Source organism: Aliivibrio finisterrensis (assembly GCF_008933155.1).
GTDB classification, from domain to species: Bacteria; Pseudomonadota; Gammaproteobacteria; order Enterobacterales; family Vibrionaceae; genus Aliivibrio; species Aliivibrio finisterrensis.
In genome coordinates this window covers 1-12,999 of sequence record NZ_WBVP01000022.1, presented here as the reverse complement: position 1 = coordinate 12,999, position 12,999 = coordinate 1, and the positions used below count along the sequence as shown (strand labels likewise).

9 protein-coding genes are annotated in these 12,999 nt (G+C 41.5%); 4 read left to right on the top strand and 5 right to left on the bottom strand.

The features are described from left to right. Window positions 1-7: 7 nt before the first annotated feature. Together F8B77_RS15340 and F8B77_RS15335 are read left to right on the top strand one after the other, a co-directional pair. Entirely contained in the window at window positions 8-1,153 is a 1,146-nt protein-coding gene (locus F8B77_RS15340) for a 3-phenylpropionate MFS transporter (RefSeq protein ID WP_151656364.1), read from the top strand. A gap of 128 nt (window positions 1,154-1,281) precedes the next feature. Next, window positions 1,282-4,722, top strand: coding sequence for a PAS domain-containing hybrid sensor histidine kinase/response regulator (locus F8B77_RS15335; RefSeq protein ID WP_151656362.1), 3,441 nt, complete (start codon window positions 1,282-1,284; stop codon window positions 4,720-4,722). 125 nt (window positions 4,723-4,847) lie between these two features. Here F8B77_RS15335 and F8B77_RS15330 read toward each other — a convergent pair whose 3' ends face one another. The 4 genes from F8B77_RS15330 to F8B77_RS15315 form a co-directional block, all read right to left on the bottom strand. Beyond that, window positions 4,848-6,551 (bottom strand): sodium:solute symporter family protein, encoded by a 1,704-nt coding sequence (locus F8B77_RS15330; protein WP_151656360.1) that lies wholly within the window; start codon window positions 6,549-6,551, stop codon window positions 4,848-4,850. An 11-nt stretch (window positions 6,552-6,562) separates the two neighbouring features. Then, entirely contained in the window at window positions 6,563-6,829 is a 267-nt protein-coding gene (locus F8B77_RS15325) for a DUF4212 domain-containing protein (RefSeq protein ID WP_130043815.1), read from the bottom strand. A gap of 194 nt (window positions 6,830-7,023) precedes the next feature. After that, on the bottom strand, window positions 7,024-7,647 hold the full coding sequence (locus F8B77_RS15320) for a MarC family protein (RefSeq protein ID WP_151656358.1): 624 nt from the start codon (window positions 7,645-7,647) through the stop codon (window positions 7,024-7,026). Between the two features lie 90 nt (window positions 7,648-7,737). After that, on the bottom strand, window positions 7,738-8,367 hold the full coding sequence (locus tag F8B77_RS15315) for a response regulator (protein WP_151656356.1): 630 nt from the start codon (window positions 8,365-8,367) through the stop codon (window positions 7,738-7,740). Between the two features lie 226 nt (window positions 8,368-8,593). Here F8B77_RS15315 and F8B77_RS15310 point away from each other — a divergent pair, with 226 nt between their 5' ends. Together F8B77_RS15310 and glmS are read left to right on the top strand one after the other, a co-directional pair. After that, the gene (locus F8B77_RS15310) at window positions 8,594-9,358 is read left to right on the top strand and encodes a DeoR/GlpR family DNA-binding transcription regulator (protein WP_151656354.1); all 765 of its coding nucleotides are present in this window, start codon (window positions 8,594-8,596) and stop codon (window positions 9,356-9,358) included. A gap of 121 nt (window positions 9,359-9,479) precedes the next feature. Then, the gene (glmS, locus tag F8B77_RS15305; protein ID WP_151656352.1) at window positions 9,480-11,312 is read left to right on the top strand and encodes a glutamine--fructose-6-phosphate transaminase (isomerizing); all 1,833 of its coding nucleotides are present in this window, start codon (window positions 9,480-9,482) and stop codon (window positions 11,310-11,312) included. A gap of 53 nt (window positions 11,313-11,365) precedes the next feature. Here glmS and F8B77_RS15300 read toward each other — a convergent pair. Then, window positions 11,366-12,999: methyl-accepting chemotaxis protein (locus tag F8B77_RS15300; RefSeq protein ID WP_151656350.1), on the bottom strand; the 1,634-nt coding region annotated here is incomplete at its 5' end.

Here is a 12,999-nt window from a genome sequence, read left to right as displayed (position 1 = left end):
CATTGTCATGTTTCGCGTTTCACCTTTTGCTTGGATCTCTCAATACTTTGGTGGGTTCTTTTTTGCCTATGGTGTTTATTTACCATTTTGGGCATTGTGGTTTGAAGAACAAGGCGTATCTGCTGGAGATATTGGTGTATTAATTGGTCTCGGGTTTGCGACGCGTTGTGTGGCTAACTTGGTGATCACTCCACGTTTGCATAGAGTGGAATATTTACTTCCCGCGTTACGAATTCTTACTCTCGCCTCATTAATCGCCCTTGGTTTGTTTTTAATTAATGGAGGGAGTTTCTGGTGGATGGCATTTGTCACCGTGCTCTTTAATTTATCCTGTGGGCCAGCCGTTCCATTATCTGATGCGATGACAAACTATTACGCAAAGAATAATTTATTAGATTATGGACGTACTCGCTTGTGGGGATCAGTGAGTTTCATTGCTGGCTCTACAGTTGTTGGGTATTTAGTCTCAGGGTTCGGTACTGACATGATCGTGTATACCGCGATTGCTGGGATATTAGCGGCACTTTTTTTAGTGATGCGAAATCCAAACCCAATGCCCGTCTCGGTGTCTGAAGAAGATCAAACTCGTCCACCATTACTTGCACTATTAACCGAAACGCCAGTATTAAAGTTCATTATTTTAGTCTCGCTAATTCAAGGTAGCCACGCAGCATATTACAGTTTTAGTTCTATCTACTGGAAAGAGTCGGGCTATCAAGAAAGTACGATTGGTTACTTGTGGAGTCTTGGTGTGGTTGCTGAAGTCATGGTATTTGCGTTTAGTAAGCGACTGTTTGCAGGGTGGAAGGTATCAACACTATTTAAAGTAACTGCTGCTGGGGTGATGGTTCGTTGGGGGCTAACGGCAGCAACGACAGAACTGTTTGCGTTAGTGTTAGTTCAAGCCTTACACGGGGTGACATTTGCAATGGCTCATTTGGCAGCAATCCAATACATTCAACGCTTCCCTCAAAATAAGATGATCCCTTTGCAAGCATTATACAATGCGATTCCGTTAGGGGCATTCATTGCGCTAATGACGACATTAAGTGGTTGGGGATATGAAGTGTGGGGTGCCAATATTTTCTGGTTAATGGCAGCAATGGGCTCTTTTGCTTTACTGATTAAATTGGATAAAGTGACCGATAAATAGGCTTTAATCACATTTGTAGGCTTGAGTAAAAAACAAGCGACAATTATAACGCTAGAATGGTGTTACAGAGTATTTGTACCCTTCTAGCGTTTTTTATGGCACTAGAGTGGTATCCACAAGGATGAGTGATGACACAAGGATGGATTGTTGTGCCAGTGTCGCTGGCGTATTTAGGATTATTATTTTTAATTGCCTGGTATGGCGATAGACAAAAAGGGTGGCTAGCGCAATACCGCCCGTGGATTTATAGCCTCTCTATTGCGGTTTACTGTACCTCATGGACCTTTTATGGCACCGTAGGCCAAGCCACTAATAACCCGTGGTCTTTCCTTCCTATTTATCTTGCTCCTATTTTTGTGTTTGTATTTGCATGGCGATTTCTTGCCAGAATTATCTTGATTGCCAAGCGAGAACACATTACCTCGATAGCTGATTTTATTGCTGCACGATATGGAAAATCTCAAGGATTAGCTGGGGTGATCACGATTATCGCTGTTGTTGGGATACTGCCTTATATTGCGTTGCAATTGAGGGGGATCACCATGGGGCTTGATCTTGTTGCGCCTAACTTAGCTTTGGATTCAGGCTATCGAGATGGGCATATCTCTTGGTTTGTTGGCGGCGCTCTTGCTGTATTCACAATTCTTTTTGGTACTCGTCATATTGATACGACAGAGCATCATCGTGGTTTGATGATGGCTGTTGCCTTTGAGTCTATAGTGAAATTAGTCGCCTTTCTTGCGGTTGGCGGTTTCATTCTTTATTTGACTTATTCTGATGCTAATATTGATTTAATTTCTATTGCCAAAGAAACCTACCAATCCCCCAATCTTATTACCCTTTTATTCCATACGATCTTAACAATGGCGGCGATAATTTGTTTACCGCGCCAGTTTCACACCACGGTTGTAGAGAATGAGCAGGCGCAAGACTTACGAATGGCGCGTTGGGTGTTTCCACTCTATCTGATATTAATTGGTCTGTTTGTGCTACCTATCTCTTGGGCTGGACAAGCTCTACTCTCTGGAGGTCTTAGTGATAGTTTTGTGATCAGTGTGCCGTTGTCGGTCGGTGCTGAGAATATGGCATTACTGGCTTTTGTTGGCGGAACGTCAGCTGCCAGTGGCATGGTTATCGTATCTACCATTGCGCTTGCGATTATGGTATCGAATGATTTAGTTTTGCCTCTGTTATTACGTCGAGTAAAAACCACAGGACGATCGTTCGGACATTTTTCTAAATTATTAGTAACGATTAGACGCGTGCTTATTCTATTACTGCTATTAGCGGCTTGGGGGTTTTACCAAGCACTTGATTCGATTGATTCATTGTCGGTCATCGGTTTATTAGCTTTTGCCGCCATTGCTCAATTTGCACCGGCGTTAATTGGTGGATTGTATTGGCGAAATGCCAACAAAAAAGGCGTGTATGCAGGGTTAATTATAGGATTTTTAATTTGGGTTGTTACTCTGATGAGTCAAACTCAAATGTTAGCAGGCAGTGCTGAAAATAACGTTTTATTATGGTTAATCACCCCGCCTGAATGGCTACAGATTCTAGAGGTTAAAACCTCAGATTGGGGAATGATGCTCAGTTTAGGCCTTAACACCCTATTATTTATTTTTGTTTCATCAATCACTCGGGCATCATTAAGTGAGCGCTTACAAGCGGCTTCATTTGTTGGCGCTCCTTTACCAGAAAATGAAGATGTCAGTGTTTATCAAACTCGCGTTACTGTCGGTGAATTAGAAATGTTGGCTTCACGGTTTGTTGGTCGTCGCCGAGCTCAAAAAGCCTTTCGCCAATTCTCTCAACAACATGATGAATCCTTATTGCCGCAACAACAGGCGAGCTCTGCGTTAATTCGCCATACCGAGCGTGTACTCGCGGGAGTATTTGGCGCTTCTTCTTCTCGTTTGGTTCTTACTTCAGCATTACAAGGCAGAAATATGCAATTGGAAGAGGTAGCAACCATCGTTGATGAAGCCTCTGAGTTATATGATTTTAGCCGCGGTTTATTGCAAGGGGCGATTGAGCACATTAGCCAAGGGATCGCCGTGGTTGATAAGCAGATGAAATTAGTTGCATGGAATCAACGTTATTTAGAGTTATTTACTTTTCCTTCAGGGTTAATTCAAGTGGGTAGACCGATAGCTGATGTGATCCGTCACAATGCAGAGCAAGGTTTGTGTGGACCGGGTGATCCTGAAATACACGTTCAACGACGAGTCGAGCATTTAGAGCGAGGAACTCGTCATGTATCTTCTCGTATTCGCCCTGATGGTCAAGTTATTGAAGTGCAAGGTAACCCGATGCCCAGTGGTGGATTTGTGATGAGTTTTACGGATATCACTGTATTTAGGCAGGCAGAAAAAGCGCTAAAAGAGACCAATGAGACCCTCGAGTCACGAGTTCACGAGCGAACCAAAGAGTTAGAAAAATTAAATCAGCGATTGGTTGGAGCAACCCAAAGTGCCGAATTGGCTTCTCAATCGAAAAGTCGTTTACTTGCGGCCGTTAGCCATGACTTAATGCAGCCTTTAAATGCAGCACGTTTATTTGCCTCTTCATTAAGTGAGGTTGCCCAAGAAGTAGAAACAAAAAAAATATCAGGCCATATTGAAAGTGCGTTAGGTGCTGCTGAAGATCTGATTGGGGATTTACTCGATATTTCTCGCTTAGAAGCCGGTAAGTTAGAAACGCATGTTCAAAGTTTTTCATTAAACAGTCTGTTTTCTAATTTGGAAGCGGAGTTTGGTGCGTTAGCCAAGCTGCAAGATATTGATTTTAAGGTTATTCATTCAAATGTAGTGGTGGAATCCGATCCCAAACTCTTACGCCGAGTTGTGCAAAACTTTTTAACCAATGCGTTTCGATATAATCCTCAAGGTAAAGTAGTACTCGGAGCAAGAAGGGTACAAGGTAAAATACGTTTGGATGTATGGGATAGCGGCATTGGTATTCCTGAAGAAAAACAACAAGCCATTTTTGATGAGTTTACTCGTGTTGATCAAAACCGAGCTGACCAAGGTTTAGGTTTGGGACTGGCTATTGCTCGTGGTATTTCTCATGCGCTTGGTCATACGATTTCATTGCGTTCATGGCTTAATCAAGGCTCGGTATTTTCAGTCACACTTAATAGAGGGGTACTGCTTGAGAGTAATTCGCCTAGGATAGAGCAAAAGCCTGAATTACCATTGAGTTTAGTTCGCGTGTTATGCGTGGATAATGAACCAGATATTCTTATTGGTATGGAGTCATTGATATCTCGTTGGGGCTGTGAAGTAAAAACCGCCACCGATTTAATGAGTAGCCTGCGTTGTCTAGAAGAGGGTTGGGTACCAGATGTGATTTTCTCTGATTATCGATTGGATAACGACAGAACAGGACTTGAGGTATTACAACAATGCCGTTTACGTTTAGGGAATGCATTTGAAGGGGTGATGATCAGTGCGGATAAAACCGATGATTTATTGGAAAGTATTAAAACGAATGGATTTGGGTTTATTGCAAAACCGGTTAAACCTTTAAAGTTAAGAGCCGTGTTGAATCGTCATGTTAGAAAGTAATCATGAATTAATAAGCGCGATTGTATTGATATAAATAGATAAAAGTTAAATGAAATAAAATAAAAGGGAGTTAGCATTCACTAACTCCCTTTGCTTAGTCAATATCTGACGTTATTTATATACAATTAATGATCGTGTGCTTCGCCTGCACCTCTAGGAAAACGAATTGATTCCACAAGGTCCTGCACATCTTTAGGCACTTCTGCTGTCACTTTGTTTACTGCAATTGAAACAATGAAGTTGACACACATACCTAGTGTACCAATCCCTTCTGGGCTAATACCAAACCACCAGTTATCAGGTGTGCTTGCAGCAGGGTTAATGAACTTAAAGTAAACAATATAAGCCGTGGTAAAGGTAACACCAGAAATCATACCGGCAATCGCGCCTTCCTTATTCATCTTCTTATAGAAAATACCCAAGATAATCGCAGGGAAGAAGGACGCTGCTGCTAAGCCGAAGGAGAAGGCAACCACCTGTGCTACAAAGCCCGGAGGGTTTATTCCTAAGTAACCTGCACCGATAATAGCAACCACGGCAGCCAATCTAGCGGCGAGCAGTTCTTGTTTATCGGTCATGTTAGGCTTAAAGCCTTTCTTCAATAAATCATGAGAGATAGACGTCGAGATTACCAGTAGTAGGCCGGCAGCCGTTGATAATGCAGCGGCTAAGCCACCCGCAGCTAATAGTGCCACAACCCAGTTTGGTAAACTTGCTAGTTCAGGTGACGCCAGTACGATGATATCTCGGTTGATGTCCATTTCATTACGTTCATCACCAGAGTAAAACATTTTGCCATCGCCATTTTTATCATCCCAACCAACAAGGCCTGTGTCTTCCCAGTTTTTATACCAGCTTGGTGCATCAGCCGCAGCAACCCCTTGGCTATCTGGACCATTAATCGTTTCAATCATATTTACACGAGCAAACGCGGCTACCGCAGGTGCTGTAGTGTATAAGAATGAGATAAACAGTAACGCCCAGCCCGCAGAGATACGTGCATCTTTAACACGAGGTACCGTGAAGAAGCGGATAATTACATGAGGAAGTCCAGCCGTACCCACCATTAGCGCCGCACAGATAAAGAAGACATCAACCATGCTCTTAGATCCATCAGTGTAAGGAGTAAACCCCAGTTCAGTCGTTAATCCATCCAACTTATCTAATAAGTAGACTTCAGAGCCAGTAACGGTTGATCCCATACCAATTTGAGGGAATACGTTACCTGTCATCATAATTGAGGTGAAAACCGCAGGAACAAGGAAGGCGAAAATGAGGACACAGAATTGAGCAACCTGCGTATAAGTGATGCCTTTCATGCCACCCAGTACCGCATAGAAAAATACGATACCCATACCAATAATGATACCGATATTAATATCAACCTCTAGGAATCGTGAGAACACCACGCCAACACCACGCATTTGTCCTGCCACATAAGTGAAGGAAACAAAAATGGCACAGAACACGGCAACCATACGAGCGGTTCGAGAGTAGTAACGTTCACCGATAAAATCTGGCACGGTGAATTTACCAAATTTACGTAGATAAGGCGCAAGACAAAGCGCTAATAGTACATAGCCACCGGTCCAACCCATAAGATACACAGCACCATCATAACCAACAAAGGAGATGATACCGGCCATTGAAATGAATGACGCCGCAGACATCCAATCCGCCGCGGTTGCCATGCCATTAGCAACAGGGTGAACCCCGCCACCTGCCACGTAGAATTCACTGGTTGATCCGGCGCGAGCCCAAATTGCAATTCCGATATAGAGAGCAAAAGTGATACCGACTAATATAAACGTCCAAGTTTGGATACCCATGATAATTCCTCTTAATCTTCTTGTACGTTGTATTTTTTATCTAGCGCATTCATGCGAGCAACATAGATAAAGATCAGTGCGACAAAAGTATAGATAGACCCTTGTTGTGCAAACCAGAACCCCAATTTGAATCCAGCAAATTGAACGGTATTAAGTGCGTCAACAAATAATATCCCTGCGCCGTATGAGACTAAAAACCAGATCGCAAGCAGTCCACCCATGATCCCTAGATTTTCCTTCCAATAGGCTTGTGCTTGTTCTTTTGTTTCGAACGCCATAGCCAGCTCCTTTTTTATGTTAATAATATGTAACCAAAAAGAGATTAGCAGTGAGAAGAGAAGAAAGCAGTGCAACTTTAGTCGAGCAGATAAAGAAAAACGCCCAAAATATGAGCGTTTTATGTGAGGTGACTACAGAAATTGGTGTGTTAATTTTATGTTAATTAATACCAAGGTCTAAGGTATATTCATAACTAAAAATAGAAGTCTTTAATACCAAGCAGTAAATTGTTAACGGCAACAGCGGCTAAGATTAATCCCATAACGCGGCTAATAATCGCGGCACCAACGTTGCCAATTATCTTATGGATAAACGTTGCACCAAGTAATAAACATAACGTAATGACGAGAACGACAATCATGACTGCTGCTGTAATTGACTGATCTAAAAAAGAATAGCGAGAATTATCGGTTAACATCACAATGGCCATCATAGCGCCGGGTGAGGCGATTGATGGGATAGCTAAAGGATAAACCGCTAAATCTGCTAGATCTGAATGACTTAGTTCCTCGCTCATCTTCTGTTCTTGATCTGGCTTGCTCTCACCAAAAATCATAGTAAGAGCAAAGATTAATAAGACTAACCCGCCAGCAACCTGAAAGGCAGGTAAAGGAATTTGCATTGCTTCTAAGAGAAGTTGACCAATAACAAGGAAAAATAAAAGTACAGCCGTCGCGATCGCTACCGCTTTAAGAGCTACGACTTTACGTTGTTTAGCGGTTAGGTGTTGAGTTTGTGAAAGATAGACAGGAACGGATCCTATAGGGTCAATGACAGCCCAAAGAACAACAAATTGAGTGATGAGGATACTTATCATGGGTTCTCCCAGAGGTTAGGTTACGCAGAGGGATTAAAATAATGAATGGGCAACCTAACTTATTTTAACGGTTAGAGTGTTATATCAAGGTTAACTTTCCGTTTGTTGCAATAAAATAACCGCTTGAGTGCGATTTTTAACGCTCAATTTTCTAAATATTGCCGTCATGTGCGCTTTTATCGTGGCTTCTGATACTTCTAAATCATAAGCGATTTGTTTATTAAGTAAGCCATCGGATAGCATACCAAGCACTTTGTATTGTTGAGGAGTTAGTGCCGCAATTTTCGTCGCGAGATCATCGCACGCTGCAGAATTTTTTATTGACCCTTCAGGGAAATAGGAATCACCAGCAAGAATTTGATTTAAGGCTGCAATGAGTGATTTCATATCGCTAGATTTAGGAATAAAGCCAAAAGCACCATGACTTTTGACTTGAGATACAATACTAGGCTCTTCACTGGCAGATACAACAACAATAGGCAGGTCTGGATATTGAGATCGAAGTTGTATTAATCCAGACATTCCATTACTGCCGGGCATTTTTAAATCCAATAGAAGCAAATCTGGATCGGAGTCTTTTTGTAATACCGTCAATAACCCTTCAAGCGAATCCGCTTCTATTAAATTAGCACCACTGATTGCCATGTGAATGGATTGAAAAAGCGCATTGCGAAATAAGGGGTGATCGTCCGCGATGATAATGGTGTAGTTGTCGTCCATGGCTACAAAATTCCTTATAAGTGATTAAATAAAATTAACATCCCCTTCGGTTTTGAGCAATTTTTAGTCGCTAAAGTCTGCGCTGTCTCTCTAACTCATCTCTTATTTTAAATAAACGGGCATTTTTGATGAGATCTTAATATTTAAAACGAATTAATTTCTTGCTATAGACAATCAAATGAAACGAAACTAAAATCCTTTCAAATCGAAACTTACTGGGTTTGTTATGTCAAAAAGAAACACGAAACAACGCCGTCATATGATCCTTTCTCTACTAACAGAACAAGGTGAAGTTAGCGTCGAATATCTTTCTGATTTATTTGATATCTCTGAAGTAACTATTAGGAAAGACCTAACAGAATTAGAAAAGAATGGTTTACTAATGCGTAAGTATGGCGGAGCGGTTTTAATGCCATCAAATATTATACAAGAAGGCAGTTGTGAAGAGGTTTCGAATCGAAAGTTATCTATCGCAACTGCTGCGGTGGATCTGATTAAGGATCATAACAGGATCATTATTGATAGTGGCAGCACAACGGCGGCATTAATTAATCAATTATCGAAACGAAATGGCTTAGTGGTAATGACCAACTCATTACCTGTTGCTAATGCACTGCAAGAAATTGAAAACGAACCAACGTTATTGATGACAGGTGGAACATGGGACAGTCACTCTGAGTCCTTTCAAGGTCAAGTGGCCGAATCAGTATTACGCTCCTATGATTTTGATCAGTTATTCATTGGTGCTGATGGAATTGATTTGGAACGGGGAACAACCACATTTAATGAATTAGTGGGGTTAAGCCGCGTGATGTCTGAAGTGGCTCGTGAAGTTATTTTAATGGTGGAATCTGAAAAAATTGGCCGAAAAATTCCTAACGTTGAATTGCCATGGGGCAGCATTGATGTGTTGATCACCAATAATGATTTAAGCCAAGAACAACAACAAAAAATTGAATCACATAATGTACGAGTTATCAGAGCTCAGTGATTTAATTTATATGACACCGTTGATATTTTTTGCTGCCAATCAACGGTTATTTATAACCTAAGAAGCAATAAGAGGCTTCTTAAAACCTAGAATTTAAAATTAGAATAATTGGAGTATTGCCATGTGTGGGATCGTAGGTGCAGTTGCACAAAGAGATGTAGCGGAGATTTTAGTTGAAGGATTACGTCGTTTAGAATATCGCGGCTACGATTCTGCAGGAGTTGCGGTTGTTGATAGCGAGTCTAACCTAACTCGTGTACGCCGTCTTGGTAAAGTTCAAGAGTTAGCAGACGCAGTCGATCAACAACATGTCATTGGCGGTACTGGTATCGCTCACACTCGTTGGGCGACACATGGTGAGCCTTCTGAAGCAAACGCACACCCACACATGTCTGGCGATATTGCCGTTGTACACAATGGCATTATCGAAAACCATGAAGCACTGCGCACTCTGCTGCAAGAGCGTGGCTATGTGTTTACTTCACAAACTGATACCGAAGTGATTGCTCATCTTGTTGAATGGGAACTTCGCACGTCAGCTTCTTTGGTTGAAGCTCTGCAAAAAACAGCAAAACAATTAGACGGTGCATACGGCACAGTGGCGGTTGATCGTAAAGATCCTAGTCGTATCGTTGTTGCTCGTTCTGGTAGTCCAATCGTTATCGGTTTTGGTGTGGGCGAGAACTTCTTAGCCTCTGATCAGCTGGCATTATTGAATGTGACTCGTCGCTTTATGTATCTTGAAGAAGGTGATGTTGCAGAGATTACTCGTCGTGATGTGGTGGTTTTCGATGCCCGCGATGAACGAGTGGAACGTGAAGTAATAGAATCAAACGCTGAGCACGATGCGGGTGATAAAGGGCAATATCGTCACTTTATGCAAAAGGAAGTGTTTGAACAGCCTAAAGCGCTTATCAACACAATGGAAGGGCGTATTACTCATGATTCAGTGGTAACTGAGAGTATTGGTGTTAACGCGGTTGAGATTTTAAATAAAGTTGAACACGTACAAATTATTGCTTGTGGTACCTCTTACAATGCAGGCATGACAGCTCGTTATTGGTTTGAATCATTGGCGGGTGTGAGTTGTGATGTGGAAATTGCTTCTGAGTTTCGTTACCGTAAATTTGTGAGTCGTCCAAATAGTTTATTAATTACCTTATCTCAATCTGGTGAAACGGCAGATACGTTAGCAGCACTTCGTTTAGCTAAAGAACGTGGCTACATGGGCGCAATGACAGTATGTAACGTAGCAGGCTCTTCTCTGGTTCGTGAGTCAGATTTTGCCTTTATGACACGAGCAGGAACTGAAATTGGTGTAGCGTCAACCAAAGCATTTACGACTCAGCTTGCTGCATTGCTTATGTTGGTAACAGCATTAGGTAAACAACAAAATCGTATTTCAAAAGAGAAAGAGAAAGAGATAGTTGAAGCTTTGCATGCATTGCCAGCTCAAATTGAACAAGCGTTATCGTTTGATAAAGAGATTGAAGAGCTAGCACCTGACTTTGCAGACAAGCAACACACGCTATTTTTAGGCCGTGGTGAGTTTTACCCAATTGCGGTTGAAGCGTCTTTGAAGCTTAAAGAAATTTCATATATTCATGCTGAAGCGTATGCGGCAGGTGAGTTAAAGCATGGCCCATTAGCGCTTATTGATGCAGAAATGCCAGTAGTGGTGGTTGCACCAACCAATGATTTATTAGAGAAACTAAAATCAAACGTAGAAGAAGTCCGTGCTCGTGGTGGTTTACTTTATGTATTTGCTGATGAACAAGCAGGTTTTGAAGCGGATGAAAGCATGAAGATCATTACCATGCCTCATGTGAGTGATATTACTGCGCCAATTTACTACACCATCCCGATGCAGTTACTTTCGTACCATGTTGCCTTAATTAAAGGGACGGATGTTGATCAGCCTCGTAACTTAGCGAAAGCGGTAACGGTAGAGTAAGTAAATTAACGCCGTGTTGTTAGCACGGCGTTTTAAAGGATTATTTAGGTAAGTTATTGGGTTTTGAATCGTGATAGTAATGTATTCAAATCGTCACTTTTACTATGAAGCTCTTTCGCTTCGATTGTGATGCCAGCAATGCTTTCATCAGCTGATAGTGATAATTGATTAACTTGGGTGACATTACGTTCAATTTCTTTTACCGCTTCGGCTTGCTCCGAAGTCGCACATGCAACTTGTTCTGCTTGCATTGAAACGGTTTCAAATGATTGCATTAAAATTAATAGAGCTTGGGTGATCTGTTCCATTTTATCGGAAGTTTGATCTGCGCTTTTTCGATTTGTTGCCATGTCATTTGCAACACTTTGTGTATTACTCTGAATACCTTCAATAATTTGCTGAATATTGTGGGTCGATTGCTGCGTTTTACTTGCTAAACTTCGTACTTCATCAGCAACAACTGCAAATCCACGTCCAAGCTCACCAGCGCGAGCTGCTTCAATGGCTGCGTTCAGCGCCAAAAGGTTAGTCTGATCTGCTATTTCTTGGATTACACGCAATACATCCCCAATCTGTTTTGCATCTACAAGAAGAGCATTTACGCCAGATTCAGAATGAATGAGTGCTGTGTTTAACGTTTGTACTTGCGCATTTGCTCCCTCAGTAAGGGATCGGGCATGCTCAACGTTATTTTTCGCTTCCGAAACATGCTGGCGAGTCATCTCTGCATTTTGTGCAATGTCTTTGACTACATGATCCATTTCTGTCGTTGCTGTCGCAATAACGGCTAGTTCAGAGCGTTGTTCTTCCATATCACGAGAGGCTTTTAATAATGCATTACTCACGCTATGTGTTGTTACAGCAACATCGGTAGACACTAATTTTGATTCATTGATGATATCTTTAATTTTAGCGTTATAACCATTAAACCCATGCGCTAATTGCCCAAGTTCATCGTTAGAGGTAATAGCTAACTGACGCGTTAGATCCCCTTCGCCTTGAGAAAGAGCAACCAGTTCATTAGCAATAGTATTAACATTACGTAGCGAGCGGTTAATGACGAACATAACGGTCATACCCACAATAATGATTACTAAGAAAGAGCCGAGTAATACATTACGCATTAAATTGGATAATTGGTTATCAAGTTGCGATTGAGGAACCAATATAGCTAGATGCCATGATAAGTTGGGATGGGCGACTGAAATATCATGTACAACGGCATAATAAGGCTGCTCTTTTAATGTCAGATTAAGTAAAGCATCAGTTGCTACATTTGAATTATTCAGTTGAGCTATGCCTGGGTTTTCTTGATCTAATAATTGAAGTGTCAGTTCTTTTGAGTCTTTTTCTTTCATATCAGAAAAAAGAATCACTTTACCTTCATCATCAAAAACAAGTAATTCAGCACCATCACCATAGTTAGTTTTACTTAGTAATAGCTTTTGTAAGGCTTCTAGCTTGATATCAGCACCAGCAATATAAGCAAGTTTATTATCTTGATAAACTGGCATATAGATAGAACCGTTCATTTGACCTGAGCGAATATCAATTACGGTTGCAGCCCAAGCCTTGCCTTCATTTACGGAGCGCTTCCACCAAGGACGTGACTTTAAATCGGTTGAGGGATCATAGTAACGGCCTGATTTATCGAAATATTCACCAGTTGTGCCTACCGCATAAAAAA